General features: G+C 62.2%; 13 protein-coding genes and 2 pseudogenes. 8 read left to right on the top strand and 7 right to left on the bottom strand.

The features are described from left to right. Positions 1–89 precede the first annotated feature (89 nt). The 3 genes and pseudogenes from aceE to J5X93_RS24125 all read left to right on the top strand — a co-directional run. Positions 90–2,735 carry a pyruvate dehydrogenase (acetyl-transferring), homodimeric type gene (gene aceE / locus J5X93_RS24115; RefSeq protein ID WP_043212611.1) on the top strand — a complete coding sequence of 882 codons (2,646 nt, stop codon included), beginning with the start codon at positions 90–92 and terminating at the stop codon, positions 2,733–2,735. A 13-nt stretch (positions 2,736–2,748) separates the two neighbouring features. Beyond that, positions 2,749–4,389 (top strand): dihydrolipoyllysine-residue acetyltransferase, encoded by a 1,641-nt coding sequence (gene aceF, locus J5X93_RS24120; protein WP_182941940.1) that lies wholly within the window; start codon positions 2,749–2,751, stop codon positions 4,387–4,389. Positions 4,390–4,713: 324 nt separating this feature from the next. After that, positions 4,714–5,292: pseudogene (locus J5X93_RS24125) on the top strand (PAS domain-containing protein); the annotation flags it as partial. 7 nt (positions 5,293–5,299) lie between these two features. Here J5X93_RS24125 and J5X93_RS24130 read toward each other — a convergent pair. After that, complete coding sequence (locus J5X93_RS24130) at positions 5,300–6,601, bottom strand: ISL3-like element IS1411 family transposase (RefSeq protein ID WP_011920678.1); 1,302 nt, start codon at positions 6,599–6,601, stop codon at positions 5,300–5,302. A gap of 109 nt (positions 6,602–6,710) precedes the next feature. Here J5X93_RS24130 and J5X93_RS24135 point away from each other — a divergent pair. The 3 genes and pseudogenes from J5X93_RS24135 to J5X93_RS24145 all read left to right on the top strand — a co-directional run. Next, positions 6,711–8,834 (top strand): annotated as a pseudogene (locus J5X93_RS24135) (putative bifunctional diguanylate cyclase/phosphodiesterase); the annotation flags it as partial. Positions 8,835–8,978: 144 nt separating this feature from the next. Next, entirely contained in the window at positions 8,979–9,647 is a 669-nt protein-coding gene (msrA, locus tag J5X93_RS24140; RefSeq protein WP_043212604.1) for a peptide-methionine (S)-S-oxide reductase MsrA, read from the top strand. Between the two features lie 9 nt (positions 9,648–9,656). After that, positions 9,657–10,280 (top strand): glutathione S-transferase, encoded by a 624-nt coding sequence (locus J5X93_RS24145; RefSeq protein WP_250034147.1) that lies wholly within the window; start codon positions 9,657–9,659, stop codon positions 10,278–10,280. A gap of 142 nt (positions 10,281–10,422) precedes the next feature. On the opposite strand, the gene creD is transcribed toward J5X93_RS24145, so the two are convergent. The 4 genes from creD to rloA2 all read right to left on the bottom strand — a co-directional run bounded on the left by creD (position 10,423) and on the right by rloA2 (position 14,682). After that, complete coding sequence (creD, locus tag J5X93_RS24150) at positions 10,423–11,751, bottom strand: cell envelope integrity protein CreD (RefSeq protein ID WP_250034150.1); 1,329 nt, start codon at positions 11,749–11,751, stop codon at positions 10,423–10,425. A gap of 133 nt (positions 11,752–11,884) precedes the next feature. Continuing rightward, the gene (gene creC / locus J5X93_RS24155; protein WP_250034152.1) at positions 11,885–13,318 is read right to left on the bottom strand and encodes a two-component system sensor histidine kinase CreC; all 1,434 of its coding nucleotides are present in this window, start codon (positions 13,316–13,318) and stop codon (positions 11,885–11,887) included. Further along, positions 13,318–13,998, bottom strand: coding sequence for a two-component system response regulator CreB (gene creB / locus J5X93_RS24160; RefSeq protein WP_182816644.1), 681 nt, complete (start codon positions 13,996–13,998; stop codon positions 13,318–13,320). The genes creC and creB overlap by 1 nt, the downstream gene beginning before the upstream one ends. 183 nt (positions 13,999–14,181) lie before the next feature. Further along, on the bottom strand, positions 14,182–14,682 hold the full coding sequence (rloA2, locus tag J5X93_RS24165; RefSeq protein WP_043212593.1) for a retropepsin-like aspartic peptidase RloA2: 501 nt from the start codon (positions 14,680–14,682) through the stop codon (positions 14,182–14,184). A gap of 182 nt (positions 14,683–14,864) precedes the next feature. Here rloA2 and yihG point away from each other — a divergent pair, with 182 nt between their 5' ends. Together yihG and J5X93_RS24175 are read left to right on the top strand one after the other, a co-directional pair. Continuing rightward, the gene (gene yihG / locus J5X93_RS24170) at positions 14,865–15,752 is read left to right on the top strand and encodes a 1-acylglycerol-3-phosphate O-acyltransferase, YihG family (RefSeq protein ID WP_250034154.1); all 888 of its coding nucleotides are present in this window, start codon (positions 14,865–14,867) and stop codon (positions 15,750–15,752) included. 184 nt (positions 15,753–15,936) lie between these two features. Next, a complete protein-coding gene (locus J5X93_RS24175; RefSeq protein ID WP_090346322.1) occupies positions 15,937–17,298 on the top strand; it encodes an APC family permease in 1,362 nt (453 codons plus the stop codon). Between the two features lie 182 nt (positions 17,299–17,480). Here J5X93_RS24175 and J5X93_RS24180 read toward each other — a convergent pair whose 3' ends face one another. Both J5X93_RS24180 and fdhA read right to left on the bottom strand, forming a co-directional pair. Next, on the bottom strand, positions 17,481–18,062 hold the full coding sequence (locus J5X93_RS24180) for a DUF2780 domain-containing protein (protein ID WP_043211124.1): 582 nt from the start codon (positions 18,060–18,062) through the stop codon (positions 17,481–17,483). A gap of 153 nt (positions 18,063–18,215) precedes the next feature. Further along, positions 18,216–19,415 carry a formaldehyde dehydrogenase, glutathione-independent gene (gene fdhA / locus J5X93_RS24185; RefSeq protein ID WP_043211122.1) on the bottom strand — a complete coding sequence of 400 codons (1,200 nt, stop codon included), beginning with the start codon at positions 19,413–19,415 and terminating at the stop codon, positions 18,216–18,218. Positions 19,416–19,635: the final 220 nt, after the last annotated feature.

A 19,635-nucleotide genomic window follows, 5' to 3' on the forward strand; every position in this document is an offset into this window, starting at 1 on the left:
CTAATCCAAGAATTCACGACGTCTGCCCAAAAGGCCAGTCGCAAACTCAGGCCCCCGATTCTGGTGGCCTTTCCGCCCTGGAGCAAGCCATGCAAGACCTCGATCCCGTCGAAACCCAGGAATGGCTGGATGCCTTGGAGTCGGTCCTCGACAAAGAAGGCGAAGACCGCGCTCACTACCTGATGACCCGTATGGGCGAGCTGGCCACCCGTAGTGGCTCTCAGCTGCCGTACGCAATCACCACGCCATACCGCAACACCATCCCCGTTACCCACGAAGCACGCATGCCTGGCGACCTGTTCATGGAACGCCGCATCCGCTCGATGGTACGTTGGAACGCCCTGGCCATGGTCATGCGTACCAACCTGCGGGATTCGGACCTGGGCGGCCACATCTCGAGCTTCGCCTCCAGCGCCACCCTGTACGACATCGGCTTCAACTACTTCTTCCAGGCTCCTACCGAGGAGCACGGTGGCGACCTGATCTTCTTCCAGGGCCACGCCTCCCCAGGCATCTATGCCCGCGCCTTCCTCGAAGGTCGCATCACTGAAGACCAGATGAACAACTTCCGTCAGGAAGTGGACGGCAAGGGCCTGTCCTCCTACCCGCACCCATGGCTGATGCCTGACTTCTGGCAGTTCCCGACCGTTTCCATGGGTCTGGGTCCGATCCAGGCGATCTACCAGGCACGCTTCATGAAATACCTGGAAGCCCGTGGCTTCATCCCGGCCGGTAAGCAGAAGGTCTGGTGCTTCATGGGCGACGGCGAGTGCGACGAGCCAGAATCCCTGGGCGCGATCGCCCTGGCTGGCCGCGAGAAGCTGGACAACCTGATCTTCGTCATCAACTGCAACCTGCAGCGCCTCGACGGCCCGGTCCGCGGCAACGGCAAGATCATCCAGGAACTCGAAGGCGTGTTCCGTGGCGGAGGCTGGAACGTCAACAAAGTCGTCTGGGGCCGCTTCTGGGATCCGCTGTTCGCCAAGGACACCAACGGTGCCCTGCAGCGCCGCATGGACGAAGTCATCGACGGCGAGTACCAGAACTACAAGGCCAAGGACGGTGCGTACGTCCGTGAGCACTTCTTCAACACCCCAGAACTCAAGGCCATGGTCGAAGACCTGTCCGACGACGAGATCTGGAAGCTCAACCGTGGCGGCCACGACCCGTACAAGGTCTATGCGGCCTACCACCAGGCGGTCAACCATCAAGGTCAGCCGACCGTCATCCTGGCCAAGACCATCAAGGGTTACGGTACCGGTGCCGGCGAAGCCAAGAACACCGCGCACAACACCAAGAAGGTCGACGTCGACAGCCTGCGTCACTTCCGTGACCGCTTCGACATCCCAGTCAAGGATGCCGACTTGGAAAACCTGCCGTTCTTCCGTCCGGAAGAAGGCAGCGCCGAAGCCAAGTACCTGGCCGAGCGCCGCGCAGCCCTGGGTGGCTTCGTACCGCAGCGCCGTGCAAAGAGCTTCAGCATCCCGACTCCACCGCTGGAAACCCTGAAGGCGATCCTGGACGGTTCGGGCGACCGCGAAATCTCCACCACCATGGCCTTCGTGCGTATCCTGGCGCAGCTGGTCAAGGACAAGGAGATCGGTCAGCGCATCGTTCCGATCATCCCGGACGAAGCCCGTACCTTCGGTATGGAAGGCATGTTCCGCCAGCTTGGCATCTACTCGTCCGTGGGCCAGCTCTACGAGCCGGTCGACAAGGACCAGGTGATGTTCTACCGCGAGGACAAGAAGGGCCAGATCCTCGAGGAAGGCATCAACGAAGCCGGCGCCATGTCGTCGTTCATCGCCGCCGGTACCTCGTACAGCAACCACAACCAGCCGATGCTGCCGTTCTACATCTTCTATTCGATGTTCGGCTTCCAGCGTATCGGTGACCTGGCATGGGCCGCTGGCGACAGCCGCACCCGTGGCTTCCTGATCGGCGGTACCGCCGGCCGTACTACCCTCAACGGTGAAGGCCTGCAGCACGAAGACGGTCACAGCCACCTGATGGCTGCCACCATCCCGAACTGCCGCACCTATGATCCGACCTACGGCTACGAGCTGGCGGTGATCATCCAGGACGGCATGAAGAAGATGACCGAAGAGCAACAGGACGTCTTCTACTACATCACCGTGATGAACGAAGCCTACACCCAGCCTGCCATTCCGGCCGGCGCCGAGGAAGGCATCATCAAGGGCATGTACCTGCTCGAGGAAGACACCCGCGAGGCCGCGCACCACGTGCAGTTGCTGGGTTCGGGCACCATCCTGCGCGAAGTCCGCGAAGCGGCCAAGATCCTGCGCGAGGAATACAACGTCGGCGCCGACGTCTGGAGCGTCACCAGCTTCAACGAACTGCGCCGTGACGGCCTGGCCGTGGAACGCGCCAACCGCCTCAAGCCTGGCCAGAAGCCACAGCAGACCTACGTCGAGCAGTGCCTGGCCGGCCGCAAAGGCCCGGTTGTAGCGTCCACCGACTACATGAAGCTCTTCGCCGAACAGATCCGTCAGTGGGTCCCGAGCAAGGAGTACAAGGTCCTGGGTACCGATGGCTTCGGTCGCAGCGACAGCCGCAAGAAGCTGCGTCACTTCTTCGAAGTCGACCGTCACTTCGTCGTGCTGGCTGCCCTGGAAGCCCTTGCTGACCGTGGCGAGATCGAACCGAAGGTGGTGGCCGACGCCATCGTCAAGTTCGGCATCGATCCGGACAAGCGCAACCCACTGGACTGCTGAGGAGTATTTTTAAGTGAGCGAACTCATTCGCGTACCTGACATCGGCAGCGGTGAAGGTGAAATCATCGAGCTGTTCGTCAAGGTCGGTGACCGTATCGAGGCTGACCAGAGCCTGCTGACCCTGGAGTCCGACAAGGCCTCCATGGAGATCCCAGCACCCAAGGCCGGCGTGATCAAGGAACTGAAAGTCAAGCTGGGTGATCGCCTGAAAGAAGGCGACGAGCTGATGGTCCTGGAAGTCGAGGGTGCCGCTGCGGCGCCCGAGGCTCCGGCCGCTGCTGCCCCGGCTGCCGCAGAGCAACCGGCTGCCGCACCTGCGCCAGCCGCCCCCCCTGCCCCGGCTGCTGCGCCTGCTGCCGCCAGCGTGCAGGACATCCATGTTCCGGATATCGGCTCGTCGGGCAAGGCCAAGATCATCGAAGTACTGGTCAAGGCCGGCGACACCGTCGAAGCCGACCAGTCGCTGATCACCCTGGAGTCCGACAAGGCCTCCATGGAGATCCCATCCCCCGCCGCTGGCGTGGTGAAGGAAGTGATCGCCAAGCTGGACGACGAAGTCGGCACCGGTGACCTGATCCTGAAGCTGGAAGTCGCGGGCGCCGCCCCGGCTGCCGCTCCAGCCGCTGCCGCACCGGCCCCTGCCAAGGCCGAGTCGGCGCCAGCCGCCGCGCCTGCTGCAGCGCCAGCTGCGGCTGCTGCACCGGCTCCGGTCGCCACCGCGCCGGCTGCTGGCAGCAACGCCAAGGTCCATGCTGGTCCTGCCGTGCGTCTGCTGGCCCGTGAGTTCGGCGTCGACCTGGGCGCGGTCGCCGCGACCGGTCCGCACGGCCGTATCCTGAAAGAAGACGTGCAGGTCTACGTCAAGGCCATGATGCAGAAAGCCAAGGAAGCTCCAGCCGCTGGCGCGACCGGTGGTGCAGGCATCCCGCCGATCCCGGCTGTGGACTTCAGCAAGTTCGGTGAAGTGGAAGAAGTCGCCCTGACCCGCCTGATGCAGGTCGGTGCCGCCAACCTGCACCGCAGCTGGCTGAACGTGCCGCACGTCACCCAGTTCGACTCCGCCGACATCACTGAGCTGGAAGCCTTCCGCGTTGCGCAGAAGGCCGTGGCCGAGAAGGCTGGCGTGAAGCTGACCGTCCTGCCGCTGCTGCTCAAGGCCTGCGCCTTCCTGCTCAAGGAACTGCCGGACTTCAACAGCTCGCTGGCACCCAGCGGCAAGGCGATCATCCGCAAGAAGTACGTGCACATCGGCTTCGCCGTGGATACTCCGGACGGCCTGCTGGTCCCTGTGATCAAGAACGTCGACCAGAAGAGCCTGCTGCAACTGGCTGCCGAAGCCGCGGCGCTGGCCGAGAAGGCCCGCACCAAGAAACTGTCTTCCGACGAAATGCAGGGCGCCTGCTTCACCATCTCCAGCCTCGGCCACATTGGCGGCACCGGCTTCACGCCGATCGTCAACGCGCCTGAGGTGGCGATCTTGGGTGTCTCCAAGGCCACCATGCAGCCGGTCTGGGATGGCAAGGCGTTCCAGCCCAAGCTGATGCTGCCGCTGTCGCTGTCCTACGATCACCGTGTGATCAACGGCGCCGCCGCCGCGCGCTTCACCAAGCGTCTGGGCGACGTGCTGGCGGACATCCGCACCATGCTGCTGTAACGCAGCCCCTTGCCTCACCCTCCAAGGGGTGAGGCAAGCCTGTTTCGAGCTGCCACGCTCGTACCTCAACCCCGCCACTCTGGCGGGGCTTTTTTTGCCTGATGCCAAAGACGCGAATACGCCGTCAAACTCGCAACCCTTCGCAGGCGAACCCGTTCCCACCACCCCTTCTGGCCTTCAGATTTCCATACAACCGCCGACAAGCTGTACATAGCTTCCCGCATGGCCGCTTGCCAGCCCTCGGGACATGATGCAACCTTGCCCTAGGCACCGCCGCATAGCTCGTGGCCCGCCGCGCCAACCGCCCTTTCAAGCGAGTCTTCGATGAAAAGCCAACCCGATGCCGCCAGCCGAGTGGCGGCCGAGGTCGTCACGCAGCTCCCCGTGCCTTCACGGCTCGGTATGCTGCGTTTCGAACGGCTCAACGAAGCCAGCTGGGCGATGCTCTATCTCGATCCTGCCTGCGAGCGCCAGTTCGGCCTGCCTGCCGCCGACCTCTGCGCCCTGATCGGCTCACCCTATGCCAGCCTCATGGAGCCAGAGGCGCGCTACAGGCTGCATGACGAGATTCAGCTGCAACTGGCACAGCGTAACCACTACCGGATCCGCTACACCCTGCACACCAGCGGCGCAGCCTTGCGCTTGCTGGAGATCGGCGAAGCCTACCGCCAGCACAACCGCCAGCTGTTGCGCGGCTATCTCATGGTGCTCGATGATCAGCAGGACCAGGAGCCAGAGCTTGGCGAGGACGATCTGGAGTCTCGCAACAGCCGTCTGCAACTGGCCTTGCAGCTCAACCAGCGCGCCCAGCAGGAGCAGCTGCTGCACCTTGAGCGTGTGCGCGCCCAGCAGGACCTTATCCTGCGCCTGGCCCGGCAGCGCTACAGCGCTGAAAACTGGCTCTTCGCATTTAAGGGTGTAGCTGATTTCTAAACCCTCCTGACTTCAGCAAGCACCTGGCTATGTAATTGGTTAAATTTCTAAAGCCCAAGGCGGTACCTCGTAAGTGCTCAAGTCGCCCGTTGATAGCTTCTGTTGGACCGTTGCTGGTTCCTGGCCGGTCGAAGTAGGCAAGGATGCTCTCAGCGTATTTTTTCAGCGTTTCCCCCAAGCCTTTCACCTCGATGAGCGCTTTGGGCAAGTCGCTGGCTGTAATGATATTTATGACCTCTTCCATGAGTTTTTTACCACGTTTTCGATCCGGCTCGTTGTAGGCGCTGACCACCCGTTGGTACATGCTCCAGGTGCAATCCACTTCGAGGTGGTGCTCATCTGCAAACAGCTGGAACAGTTGCTTTTTGTTGGCGTCAGACAGGTAGCTGATCCGAGTCAGTAGCGTTCGACGGCTTTTGTAGAGCGGGTCATTTTTACGCCCTCTGCGGCCCAGGATGTCGTGTTGCACACGCCGGCGGCATTCATCCAGCATGTTGCTTGCCCAGCGCACGACATGGAAAGGATCCAGCACGGTTTGGGCTTGAGGCAGGGCTTCTTGCGCTGCAGATTTAAACCCCGTAAAACCGTCCATGGCAATGCTTTCGATCTGGTCACGCCACGATTTGGGGCGACTCTGTAGCCATTGCTTAAAGGCTTGTTTGGAGCGGCCTTCCAGCACATCGAGCAAGCGGGCCGGCCCGTTTTTGTTACGCACGGGCGTAAGGTCAACCACGATGGTGACGTACTTGTCACCACAGCGTGTATGTCGCCAAACATGCTCATCCACGCCCAGCACGGTCACACCGTCAAAACGTGTCGAGTCATTAAAAAGCAGGCGCCGTCCTTCGTTGATAATGGCATTATTAGCGGTGTGCCATGCAACATCAAGCTGGCTCGCAACACGAGATACCGACAGATGATCCAGCACGATGGCAGCTAATGCCCAGCGTATCGCCCCATATGAAAGCTTTGAACGTGGAGGTGCTGCACTGTTTGTATCTTCATGCCAGAAACAGCCGCAAGCACAACGCCAGCGACGGATACGCAGCAGCAATCTGGTTGGTCGTTGTCCGTAAGGTGTGTGAGCAAGATGCCTATCGACAGTACCGCGTGAAACACCAGCAGCCCCGCACTTGGGGCATGGCTCGGGTGCTTTGGTTAAACGACATTCGATGACGGCGCGCTCTGCACAAAGATGTTGTCCAGTGGCAGTCAGGCCGAGGTTATTCAGTTGGCAAAAGCTGGAAAGATCAGGGCTAGAAAAGGTAAGATTGTTCACGTCGGGGGCTTAGTTTTTGTTGGTGTGAGAGCTTACATTTTCTAAGATCCTCGACTCCTTTTCCAGCCGGTCAGATTTTTTCTACACCCTTAAATGCGAAGAGCCTGAAAACTCCTTGCAGGAGGCGGCCGAGCTGATCACCCGCAGTGCCTGCGAAATCTACAAGGTCGATTGCGCCAGCCTCTGGCATCTGCAGGATCAGCATCTGGAACCGATCAGTGCCTGGCACAGCCTGGATCAGCGTCACTACCTGCCCCAGCCCATCGATGCCAGCTGTTTCCCGGACTACCTCGATGCCCTGCACGCCAGCCGCGCCATCGATGCCCATAACGCCGGCCAGGACCCTCGCACCCGCGACATGGCCGAGACCCTGTACGCAGCGACCAACAATGCCATGCTCGACGCCAGCATTCGCGTCGATGGCCAGGTCGTTGGCGTGCTGTGCCTGGAACAGATCGGCAAGGCCCGTGCCTGGCAGGCCGACGAAATCGCCTTCGCCGGGGAACTGGCCGACCAGGTCGCCCAGGTGATCACCAACCACAATCGACGCACGGCGGCCAGTGCCCTGCACCTGTTCCAGCGGGCCGTGGAGCAGAGCGCCAGTGCCTTCTTGCTGGTCAACCGCGACGGCGTGGTGGAATACGTCAACCCAAGCTTCACCGCCATCACCCAGTACAGCACCGATGAAGTGCAGGGGCGCCATCTGGCAGAACTGCCTGCGCTGGAGAACCTGAGCGAGCTGCTGTTCCACTCGCCCTCGAGCCTGGCCATGGGCAACAGCTGGCAAGGCGAGTTCAAGAGCCGACGCAAGAGCCTGGAACCCTACTGGGGCCAGTTGTCGATTTCCAAGGTCTTTGGCGACAACCGCGAGCTGACGCACTACATCGGCATCTACGAAGACATCACCCAAAGCAAGCTGGCCCAGCAGCGCATCGAACGCCTGGCCTACACGGACAACCTGACCAACCTGGGCAACCGTCCCTCGTTCATCCGCAACCTCGATGAGCGCTTCGAACACATCGGCGACCGGCCCCTGTGCCTGCTGCTGGTGGACATCGATAACTTCAAGCGGATCAACGACAGCCTCGGCCATCAGACCGGCGACAAGCTTCTGGTCAGCCTGGCCCGGCGCCTGCGCAACAGCCTGGGCAGCAGCGATATCCTGGCGCGTTTTGCCAGTAACGAATTCGCCGTGCTGCTCGACGATGCGAGCCTGGAGACCGGCCAGCAAGTGGCCCAGCAACTGCTGCACACCCTCGACAAACCCATGTTCGTCGACAACCAGCTGATCAACGTCACCGCCTCGGTGGGCCTGGCTTGTGCCCCCCTGCACGGCAGCGACCCGCAAAGCCTGATGAAGAACGCAGGCCTTGCCCTGCACAAGGCCAAAGCCAACGGCAAGCACCAGGTCCAGGTTTTCACCGAAGTGCTCAATGCCGAGGCCAGTTACAAGCTGTTCGTGGAGAACAACCTGCGCCGCGCCCTGACCCAGAACGAGCTGGAGGTGTTCTACCAGCCCAAGCTGTGCCTGCGCAGTGGCCGCCTGCTGGGCCTGGAGGCCCTGCTGCGCTGGAACCATCCCGAAAAAGGCATGATCCGCCCCGATCAGTTCATTAGCGTCGCCGAGGAAACCGGGCTGATCATCCCGATCGGTAAATGGGTCGTGCGCCAGGCTTGCCGCATGAGCCAGCACTTGAGCCAGGTCGGCCTAGGCGACCTGCACGTGGCCATCAATCTGTCGCCCAAGCAGTTCTCCGACCCGGAACTGGTGGCCTCGATCGACACCATCCTCAAGGAAGAAGCACTGCCACCGCACCTGCTGGAGCTAGAACTGACCGAGGGCCTGCTGCTGGAAGCGACCGTCGATACCCACCGCCAGCTCGACGAGCTCAAGGCCCTCGGCTTGATCCTGGCCATGGACGACTTCGGCACCGGCTATTCATCGCTGAGCTACCTGAAGAAGTTTCCGATCGACATCATCAAGATCGACCGCAGCTTCATCAACGAGATCCCCGACAACCAGGACGATATGGAAATCACCTCGGCGGTGGTGGCGATGGCTCACAACCTCAAGCTCAAGGTGGTTGCCGAAGGCATCGAGACCGCCGAGCAGTTGGCTTTCCTGCGGCGGCATCGCTGCGATGTCGGCCAAGGCTACCTGTTCGACAAGCCGATTCCGGGGCGCGAGCTGGCCGAGCGGCTCAAGCGATATCCACGTGGCCCGGTGGCCTGACAGCGACGCCAAGCTCGGGCACTATAAGCCCCATTCGAGACATTTCACGGTGCGCCCACTTCCGTAGGCACGACGCTGCTGATGGGAGCGGGTTTACCCGCGAAGCGGTCAACACTCATCCACCTGACATACAGAGGAACGGCCATGGTCCTGCGTTCGGAAATCCTGGTGAACAAAAACGTCATGCCTACCGCGGAACAGGCGCTGCCTGGTCGCGACACCCCGATGCCCCTGCCCGAGTTCCACTACGTGTTCAAGGACACGCCGCTGCTGGGCCCCTTCTTCGAGGGCAGCATCGATTTCGCCATCTTCGGCCTGGGCTGCTTCTGGGGCGCCGAACGGCGTTTCTGGCAGCGCGAAGGCGTGGTCAGCACCGTGGTCGGCTATGCCGGCGGCTTCACCCCCAACCCGACCTACGAAGAAGTCTGCTCGGGCCTGACCGGCCACACCGAAGTGGTGCTGGTGGTGTTCGACAAGGACAAAGTGAGCTATCGCGAGCTGCTGGCGATGTTCTGGGAACTGCACAACCCGACCCAAGGCATGCGCCAGGGCAACGACATCGGCACCCAGTACCGCTCGGCCATCTACTGCACCAGCCCCGAGCAACTGGAACAGGCCAAGGCCAGCCGTGACGCCTTCCAGGCCGAGCTGACCAAGGCAGGTTTCGGCGAGATCACCACCGAGATCGACCAGGCACCGACCGTGTACTTCGCCGAGGCCTACCACCAGCAGTACCTGGCCAAGAACCCCGACGGTTACTGCGGCATCGCCGGCACCGGCGTCTGCCTGCCTCCCAGCTTGCAAGGCAAATGAGGTCTGGCCATGACGACCATGACCCTGTTCCACTCGCCGCTCTCGCCGTTCGTCCGTAAGGTAATGGTCGTGCTGCACGAGACCGGTCAGCTCGACCGCGTGACCTTGCAAGCCGTCAACGTCAGCCCTGTCAATGGCAATGACCAGCTCAACCAAGACAACCCGATCGGCAAAATCCCGGCGCTGCGCCTGGAAGACGGCACGGTATTGCACGACAGCCGGGTGATCTGCGAGTACCTCGACCTGCAGCACGTCGGCAACCCGCTGATCCCCCGCGAAGGCTCTGCCCGCTGGCGGCGCCTGACCCTGGCGTCCCAGGCCGATGCGATCATGGATGCAGCGGTCTCGACCCGTTACGAGACCTTCCTGCGCCCAGAAGACAAACGCTGGGACGGCTGGGTCCAGGCCCAAGGCGAGAAGATCCGCCGCAGCCTGGCCAACCTGGAGCAGGCACACTTGGCGGAGCTCGCCTCGACCTTCGACATCGCCGCCATCGGCGTGGCCTGTGCACTGGGCTACCTGGACCTGCGCCAGCCGCAGTTCGGCTGGCGTGAGCAGCAGCCCGGCCTTGCCGCGTGGTATGCCGACGTGACCAAGCGGCCGTCGATGGCTGCAACGGCTCCGGTGATCTGACGGACCGGTCCGCAGATGAACCCACGCCCACTAGGATCCAGCCGTGTGGGCGTGGGTTTTCCTGCGAAAGCCTCATCCCGGTGCCACTGAACAAGCATCCCGATCCGATAGGCCAACCACCGCCCCGCTTCCCGATCCTCTCTCATGCCGCCCTCCCCACCCGCGCCCAGTCCAGGCGACGGGTCAGCACCATGAACACGCCAAGCAGGCCAAAGCACAGCAGCGAGCCCATCAGCAGCGCATAGTCTTCGGCACTGAGCAGGCCGAAGAGCAGTCCATACAGCCCACTCAGCCCCGCCGCAAAGCCGATCCCCCGCCTCATGCTGCCCAGCACATGGCTCAGGTAGAAGCCAATCAGCAGCACGCACGCCGAGGCCGACAACCCATAGGCCAGGCCAAAGCCCAGGTGTTCGGCCAACGACAGCAGCAACAAATAGAACAAGGCCAGCGCCACCCCCACCAGCATGTACTGCATAGGGTGCACGCGAAGGTTCTTCAGTACCTCGAACAAGAAGAAACCCGCGAAGGTCAAGGCGATGAACAACAGCGCGTACTTGATCGCCCGCTCACTCTTGAGGTACTGGTCCACCGGGTCGACGAAACTCACGCCAAAGGCGCGCGCATTGAAATCCGTGCACTGACCCTGGCCGGTACATTGGCGCAGCGCATCCTCGAGGTTGGTGGCGAAGAACGAGGTCTGCCAATGGGCCTTGAAGCCTTGATCGTGTATTTCTCGACGGCTGGGCAGGTAATTGCCGACAAAGCTTGGGTGCGGCCAGTTGGCGCGCATGTCCACCCTGCTGCTGCGCCCCACCGGCACGACATGCAACTGGCCAGTCCCCTGCAAGGCCAGATCGAAGCCATAGGTGAACTCACGGGCCTGGCCATCCTCGAGCATCGGCAAGGCGACATGCACGCCCCCGCCCAGCCAATCCAGGCCAGTGCCGGGCTCGAACGGCAATCGCTGGTCATCCAACGTCAGTGCCAGGGCGTTCTCGATGCCGCGAATGTCACTGATGCCCACCACCAGATAGGGCCTGTCGAAGCGGTAGTCCTCCCAGTCCTTCTCGATACCCCAGCGCGCCGGGACCTTGAAACGTCCGCTCACCCTGCTCTTGGCGTGGAACAACCGGGCCTGGTAGATGCCCCGAGCGCGCAGTTCGGTATCGATATCGATGTCTACGTGGAAGGTTTCAGGCAGGAAGTACAGTTGGCCATTGAGCATGATCGTCTGCTCGACGCTCTGGCCGTTCTTCTCGATCCAGCGCCGCTCATACTTGCGGTAGGGCACCACCAGCAGCGGGCCACTGATCTGCTGGCTGAAGCTTGAGCTTTGGGCGATGTCCTGCAGCACGCTATCGCGCAAGGCCTGTCGTTCACCGATCAGGCCACCGATCATCAACAGCGGAATCAACAACAGCAGCATCAGCAGGGCAATCATGCCGAGCTTGAAACTCAGGGTTTTGGTCATGGGCTAGGGCTCCGTTTGCGATGGGCGCAGTGTGGAACCACTGCGTGGAGCCTTTGTGAAGTGCGTGTGGAGATTGGGTGGTGTTTTCAGCAACACCTGTGCTCGCGAAGGGGCTGCGCTGAAGACCGTCGGCTCAATTCACACGTCGCGCCGGCAACCACAACCGCACGCGCACCCCGCCCTCGACGTTCTCCACGGCCAACGCGCCGCCATGCAGCTGCATCACCTCCGCCACGAAGTTAAGCCCCAGCCCCGTGCTCTTGCGCCCGCTGCCTGGCCGTGGCAGTGAATAGAAGCGCTCGCTGACCCGCCCGATGGCGTAATCCGGGATCGGCTCGCCCTGGTTGAACACACTCAGCGCCACCCGCTCGCCGTCGCGTTCCAGCTCGAACAGCAACGCTCCGCCTGCCGGCGAGAAATCCAGCGCATTGTCCAGCAGGTTGGCCAGCGCCTGGCGCATCAGGAAAGGATCACACAGCAACATCAGCTCCACCGGCACCCGCTGGCGAACCTGCAAGCTCGCGCCTTCAATGCGCGCCGCATGGCTCAACAGCAACTCATCGATCAGCGCCGCCAGGGCGACATACTGTTCGTCTTCCAATGCCTGCATCTGCTCGACCCTCGCCAGGTTGAGCAAGCGCTCGATCATCTGTTGCAAGCGCCCGCTCTCGCGCTCGATGTTGCTGGCAAAACGCATCCGCAGGTCTTGCGGCATATCGCCCTGAAGCAGCTCAGAGGCTCCACGGATCGCCGCCAGCGGGCTCTTGAGTTCATGGGTCAGGGTGTGCACGTAGCGCTCGACATAGGCCTTGCCTTCGAGCTGGGTCCGCATGCGCTCTACCGCTGTGGCCAACTGCCCCAACTCGCCCCCTTTGTAATGGGGCAAGGCTGCGCGCTGGCCCTCGCTGACGGCCTGGGCATAGCGCGTCAGCCGACGCAGCGAGCGCGCCAGCCACCACGACAGCGCCGCCCCCACCAACAGGCCAAGGCCGATCAGGCCCAGGCCCAGATTCAGCAGCCGCTGCTCGGCGCGGTCGATGTAGGGTTGCAGCGAGCTGTTGGGCTTGGCCACCGTCACCACGCCGATGATCCGGCCCTGGTCGAGGATCGGAGCCGCCACGTGCATCACCGAGGTGGTTTCGTCAGCCGGATCGCTGCGCGTGGAGCGCGCGCCATACTGGCCGCGCAGGGTGAGGTAGACATCGTTCCAGCGAGAGTAGTCCATGCCCACGTCCTGGCCGCTGGAGTCCAGCAGCACGGTCCCTTGGGCGTCGGTGACATAGATGCGGTGGCTGATCTGGTTCTTCGCCAGCCCCCAGATCTGCGCGCCTGGACGGCGCTCGCCGTAAGACGCCAATACCTGAGGCAGCCGGCTTTGGCTCAGAGTGCCGGCTTTGACGTCGTCATGGAGAATTTCCGCGAGCAGGTTGGCAGTGTCCACGAGGGTCTCCTCGGAGGACTGGCGCACGACCGGGCGGATCTGTTCGCGCACGGTGCTGAGCAGGAAGTAACCAGACAACCCGACGAACAGGAAATACACCAGGAAGATGCGGATGCCCAGGCGCATCAGGCGTGATCCGGGCTATAGCTGTAACCCAGGCCACGATGGGTCTGGATGGGCTCGGCATCGGCAGCGACCTGGCGCAGCTTGGCACGCAGGCTCTTGATATGACTGTCGATGGTACGTTCGTAGCCGGCATCGGAGGCTACACCCACCGCATCGAGCAGTTGCTCGCGGCTGAACACCCGCCGGGGTTGCTCCAGCAAACATTGCAACAGACGAAATTCATGACGGGTCAGGGCCAGCGGCTGGGCGTGGTAGCTGATCTGCATGCGCAAGGTGTCGAGCTGGAACACCGTGGCCTGGGCCGAAGCCTGGGCCTGGGGCACCATGCGCTTGAGGATCGCCCTGACGCGCGCGGCCACTTCCCGCGGGCTGAACGGCTTGACCACGTAATCGTCGGCGCCGATTTCGAGCCCCACCACCCGGTCGATTTCGGCATCGCGGGCACTGAGGAACATCACCGGTACGTCGCTGAAACGGCGCAACTGCCGACAGGTTTCGAAACCGCTGATGTCAGGCAGGCCGATGTCGAGAATCACCAGGTCCGCAGGATGCAGACGCTGCTGCTCGAGGGCTGCGCTACCGAGCGTTACCCAGTCGGTGCTGTGGCCATCGGCCTGCAAGGCATAGACCAACGTATCGGCAATGGCGGATTCGTCTTCGACGATGAGAATGTGGGGCATGGCGTCCGGCCTTGCTTGGACAAATGCTGGACTTGTAGGTGATCAGCAGGCATCACGCAACCCCTGTGGGGGCATTGGGCCAAGTGCGGACCGCTTCATGGGTCACCCCGCGCCCACAGGGTTCATTGCCAGCCCAGTGGGAGCGGGTTCCCAACACCGGCAATGCCGGTGCATACGTCTGAACTAGCAGTCCGGCTTGCCGGCAGTGAACTTCTTGGCCGGGTTCACCGCCGCCTTGAACTCTTTCAGGGCCTTGGAGCCGATCAGCAGTGGGTAGTTGAAGTGGCTGCGGTCGACCAAGTTGACCTCCACCGTACGTTTGACGTCACCCAGGCACAGCTCCAAATCGATCACTGGACGCTTGGAGACTTCCGGGACGTCCCCTTCTTCGTCCTCGTCTACGCGGTTCTTGATCTTGCTGATGCGCGACAGCTCATGTTCGTAGACCTTGCCGTCGGCGTTCTTGGTCGCCAGACGGAAACGCACCCACTCATTGCCATCGCGGGTGAACAGCTCGATGTCCTTGGCCGACAGCGAGGCGGTGTAGGCACCGGTGTCCATCTTGGCCTTGAGGGTTTCGCCAAGCTCCGGCAGGGCAATGTTCTCGTAGCGGCCATACAGGGTTGGCTCGGCGGCCATGACCGGAAGGGCGAGGATCGACAGCAGGGCAAGCAGTGATTTCACAGGTTAGGCTTCCTTGAGGTGGGACAGCACTTAGACTACCCGGGCACGATAGGTTCGTTGTCAAAGCTTATCCAACACAATGTGAAACATTTGTCCCAGTAATTGGCCAATGCGCATTTGGCGAAGGCCGGTGCCCCACTTATCATTGCCAACCGTTTTTATCCCACAACAAGAGTCTCTTTATGCGTCGCCTGCTCACCGGCATCCTCACCACTGTCCTGCTGCTGCTCAACACCCTGGTGTTGATCTGCCCGCTGATGGTGTTCGCCCTGCTCAAACTGGTGCTGCCGGGGCGTGGCCGCGACTATGCCTCTTGGGCGGTGATGTGGATCGCCGAGACCTGGTCGGAAATCGACAAGGCGATCTTCGCCCTGTGCATCCCGACCCGTTGGGACATCCGCGGCATCGAGAAGCTGCGCCAGGACACCTCCTACCTGTGCGTGAGCAACCACCAGAGCTGGGTGGACATCCCGGCCCTGATCGAGAGCCTCAACCGCCGGGTGCCGTTCTTCAAGTTCTTCCTCAAGAAAGAGCTGATCTGGGTTCCGCTGCTGGGCCTGGCCTGGTGGGCGCTGGACTACCCCTTCATGAAGCGCTACAGCAAGGCTTTCCTGGACATGCACCCGGACCTCAAGGGCAAGGACCTGGAGATCACCAAGGCAGCCTGCGAGCTGTTCAAGCGCCAACCGGTGACCGTGGTCAACTACCTCGAAGGCACGCGCTTCAGCGAGGCCAAACGTCAGGCCCAGCAATCGCCCTACCAGTATCTGCTCAAGCCCAAGGCAGGTGGCGTGGCGTTCGTACTGGCCGCGCTGGGCGAGCAGCTCGACGCCCTGCTGGACGTCACCATCGTCTATCCCGGCAACAGGGCGCCGGGGTTCTGGGACCTGCTCAGCGGCAACATCAGCCGGGTGATCATCGACATCCGCGTGCGTGAACTGGACCCGGCGCTGTGCGCGGGTGATTACGAGAACGATCCGGCATTCCGCCAGACCGTGCAGGCTTGGGTGAACCAGCTGTGGGTCGAAAAGGACCAGCGCATCGAGCAGTTGCGCGCCGAAATGCGCTAAGAGGTGCGTGGCCTGGGCGGCTCTTGCAGAAGAGCAAGCCCGCGCCTACCGTGGGCTGTACACAATAAGATGCCGATTAAAATCCAGATTTATAATCGACATTAGCAACTCTTTGTTTGTCTTAACCTACCCAGGTGGATAAAAATCGATCAACGCACAACTACAAAAATGCTTGGATCGATCGATGGCCAAACAACCTCGCCCCGCTGCCGAGGCAGCTCCCGCCCAACTTCGCCGCGTCCTCGGGCTGCCCGCCCTGGTGTTCTTCGGCCTGGTGTACATGGTCCCGTTGACCATCTTCACCACCTACGGAATCGTCACCGAGATCACCGGGGGCCGCACCGCTGGCGCCTATCTGGTGACCCTGCTGGCAATGCTGTTCACCGCCACGTCCTACAGTTTCATGGTCAAGCGCTTCCCGGTGGCAGGCTCGGCCTACTCCTACACCAACTTGGCGTTCGGCCCCAACGTGGGCTTCCTGGCCGGCTGGTCGCTGCTGCTCGACTACCTGTTCATCCCGATGATCAATTACCTGCTCATCGGCCTGTTCTTGAACATCGCCTTCCCGGCCATTCCGGCCTGGACCATCGTCCTGGCCTCGATCGCCCTGGTGACCGTGCTCAACGTGGTCGGCATACACTCGGTGGCCAAGGCCAGCAACTTGATCGTCGGCGCGCAGATCGTCTTCATCGGGGTGTTCGTGGCCTTGTCCTACCAGTCGCTGGCAGGCCAGCCGGTTGACCTGCTCTCGCCGCTGCTGGGCGATGGCAGCCAGCCAGGCTTCGGTCACCTGATGGCCGGTGCAGCAGTGCTGTGCCTATCGTTCCTGGGCTTCGATGCGGTCTCGACGCTGGCCGAGGAAACCCGTGACGCCCGCCGCGACGTACCCCGCGCAATCATCCTCACCACCCTTGGCGCCGGCCTGCTGTTCACCCTGCTGGCCTATATCAGCCAACTGGTGCTGCCAGGCAGCACGTTCGCCAATGCCGATGCCGCGGCCAACGAAGTGATGTTCAAGGCTGGCGGCCAGTTCCTGGCCAACTTCTTCACCGCAGCCTTCGTCGCCGGCAGCCTGGGTTCGGCCCTAGCGTCCCAGGCGGCGGTGTCGCGCATTCTCTACACCATGGGCCGCGACAAGGTGCTGCCACAGCGCACCTTCGGCCAGCTGTCGCCGCGCTTCGGCACCCCGGTGTTCGCCATCGTGCTGGTGTCGGCATTCTCGCTGCTGGCCCTGGTGATCGACCTGGCCACGTTGGCATCGCTGATCAGCTTCGGCGCCCTGGTGGCGTTCTCGGCCGTCAACCTGGCAGTGGTGCGCACCCACCTGATCAACGAGCGCACCCACCGCAACCTCAAGGGCCTGGCGTGCTATGGCGTGGTGCCGCTGGTCGGTCTGGGCCTGACCCTGTGGCTGTGGACCAGCCTGTCGGCGCTGACCTTGGTGATCGGCCTGTGCTGGTTCGCCCTGGGCCTGGCTTATCTGGCAGTGCTCACCTCCGGCTTCCGCCGCCCGATGCGCCTGGTGGATTTCTCCGAAGCGGCCTGATGCGCCACTGCCCTTTGGGGGAGCGGATCTTACCGGCGACAAGGTGGTGAATCGGCCGTCGTATTCGCGGGTAAACCCGCTCCCATAGGGCCGACGGTGACCTTATGGGAGCGGGTTCATCCACGAAGCAAACGCCTCGGTAGAGGGCACGGGCTCAGCCCGTGTACACCCATGAAGAAAGCTCAAACAGACGGAACGGCCGCTGGCGCCGCAGGGGTCATCCACAGGCTTCCCAGATTCTGCAACAGCGACCCGGCAAGGCCCTGCTGGCCCAGGTACTGAAGGATCAGCGGGGCAAACTGGCCGATCATGTTCGTATCCATGCCCAGCAACCTGAAGGCGTTATCCAGGTCGCTGCGGTTCTCGACGTTGCCCAACGCATTGCTCAAAGGCGATGGGCTCTCGCTGCTCTTGCCGAGCAACTCACCCAGACCGCTCAGCCCACCCAGGGCGTTGGCGCCGGAAAGCAGGTCCAGGCCGGGCACAGCCTGGGTCAGCTGGCCATAGTCGGCCTCGCTCAGGTTGTTGCGCGCCAGCCCCAGCATCGCACCGGCGCCGCCAATGGCCTGTTCAGGGGTGATCTTCAGCTCGCTACCCAAGGTATTGAGCAGGTTGGCCTGGCCCGCTGGAGCCTGTACCTGACCCTGTTGAGTTGAATTCTGGTTCTGCATCGCCGACACGGCATTGGCCGCATCGCTCAAATTGAAGGCGAACACCGGGCTTGCGGCCAGGGTCATCAGGGTTGCCAGGGTGAATGCTTTCATCGGGAGGGACCTCGTCGGCCGGGATGGCCGGGGAAACGAGGCATTGGACTGGAGCTGCAGGGGTTTGTTCCAGGCCGGTTATCGGCCTGCCAAGGCCTTGTGACTGAAGCCGCTTAAAGCACAACGCCCCCGCAGGGGCGTTGAGTCTGAAGGTTAAGCCGCGCCCCACATCTTGTGCGGGTCGATCACGAACTTCTTCGGTACGCCTGCATCGAACTCGCCGTAGCCTTGCGGCGCCTGGTCCAGGTTGATCACCTGCACGCCAACCACTTCGGCAATGTTGATACGGTCCCACATGATCGCCTGCATCAGCTGGCGGTTGTACTTCATGGTCGGGGTCTGGCCGGTATGGAAGCTGTGCGACTTGGCCCAGCCCAGGCCGAAGCGGATGCTCAGTGCACCGATCTTGGCGGCGGCATCGACCGCGCCCGGGTCTTCGGTCACGTACAGGCCTGGAATACCGATGTTGCCGGCAACGCGGGTCACCTGCATCAGGGAGTTCAAGACGGTAGCCGGCGCCTCATGCTTGGCACCTTCATGGCCATGGCCACGGGCTTCGAAGCCGACGGCGTCGATGGCGCAGTCCACTTCCGGTTCACCGAGGATATCGACGATCTGCTCGTGCAGCGGGGTGTCCTTGGACAGGTCGACCACTTCGAAGCCCTGGGCCTTGGCATGGGCCAGGCGAGCCGGGTTCAGGTCACCGACGATGACGCAGGCCGCGCCCAGCAGGCGCGCCGAGGCAGCGGCGGCCAAACCGACCGGGCCGGCACCAGCCACGTAGACGGTGCTGCCTGGGCCGACGCCGGCAGTCACGGCGCCGTGGTAACCGGTTGGCAGGATATCGGACAAGCAAGTCAGGTCACGGATCTTCGCCATGGCCTTGTCGCGATCGGGCAGTTTCAGCAAGTTGAAGTCAGCGTACGGCACCAGCACGTATTCGGCCTGGCCGCCGGTCCAGTCGCCCATGTCGACATAACCGTAGGCACCACCGGCGCGGGCCGGGTTGACGGTGAGGCAGACACCGGTGTGCATCTCTTTGCAGGAACGGCAACGACCGCAGGCGACGTTGAACGGAACGGATACCAGGTCGCCGATCTGCAGGCGTTCGACATCGCGGCCCTTCTCGACGATTTCACCCGTGATTTCGTGGCCGAGGACCAGGCCGACCTGGGCGGTGGTACGGCCACGGACCATGTGCTGGTCGGAGCCGCAGATGTTGGTGGAGACCACCTTCAGGATCACGCCGTGCTCGATTTTCTTGCCGCGTGGGTCCTGCATTTTGGGGTAGTCAATCTTCTGCACCTCGACCTTACCGGCACCGAGATACACCACTCCACGATTACCAGACATGCTCTTACCTCGCTTGATTTGTATTTATGCAGCGGTGGAAAGCGCCGCCTTCCGTGGGCGGCATGTGTTACTGGAATGCAGGGAATTGTGGGCCTGATACAACTTGTCGCAGTGACTGGAAGCGACAGAGGATTGCCTGTTAACGGCAGGTTAAAAAGGGTGAATCCATTCGCGGGTAAGCCCGCCCCCACACAAGGCTACGCAGAACCTGTGGGAGCGG

It is taken from the genome of Pseudomonas sp. BYT-1, assembly GCF_023611805.1.
GTDB classification, from domain to species: domain Bacteria; phylum Pseudomonadota; class Gammaproteobacteria; order Pseudomonadales; family Pseudomonadaceae; genus Aquipseudomonas; species Aquipseudomonas guariconensis.

Excerpts from the sequence above, each read along its gene's own strand:
- creC (WP_250034152.1), bottom strand. The coding sequence starts at position 13,318 with ATGCGCCTGGGCATCCGCATCTTCCTGGTGTATTTCCTGTTCGTCGGG.
- J5X93_RS24180 (WP_043211124.1), bottom strand. The coding sequence starts at position 18,062 with ATGAAAGCATTCACCCTGGCAACCCTGATGACCCTGGCCGCAAGCCCG.
- msrA (WP_043212604.1), top strand. The coding sequence starts at position 8,979 with ATGGTCCTGCGTTCGGAAATCCTGGTGAACAAAAACGTCATGCCTACC.
- fdhA (WP_043211122.1), bottom strand. The coding sequence starts at position 19,415 with ATGTCTGGTAATCGTGGAGTGGTGTATCTCGGTGCCGGTAAGGTCGAG.
- aceE (WP_043212611.1), top strand. The coding sequence starts at position 90 with ATGCAAGACCTCGATCCCGTCGAAACCCAGGAATGGCTGGATGCCTTG.
- yihG (WP_250034154.1), top strand. The coding sequence starts at position 14,865 with ATGCGTCGCCTGCTCACCGGCATCCTCACCACTGTCCTGCTGCTGCTC.
- creB (WP_182816644.1), bottom strand. The coding sequence starts at position 13,998 with ATGCCCCACATTCTCATCGTCGAAGACGAATCCGCCATTGCCGATACG.
- J5X93_RS24145 (WP_250034147.1), top strand. The coding sequence starts at position 9,657 with ATGACGACCATGACCCTGTTCCACTCGCCGCTCTCGCCGTTCGTCCGT.
- creD (WP_250034150.1), bottom strand. The coding sequence starts at position 11,751 with ATGACCAAAACCCTGAGTTTCAAGCTCGGCATGATTGCCCTGCTGATG.
- J5X93_RS24175 (WP_090346322.1), top strand. The coding sequence starts at position 15,937 with ATGGCCAAACAACCTCGCCCCGCTGCCGAGGCAGCTCCCGCCCAACTT.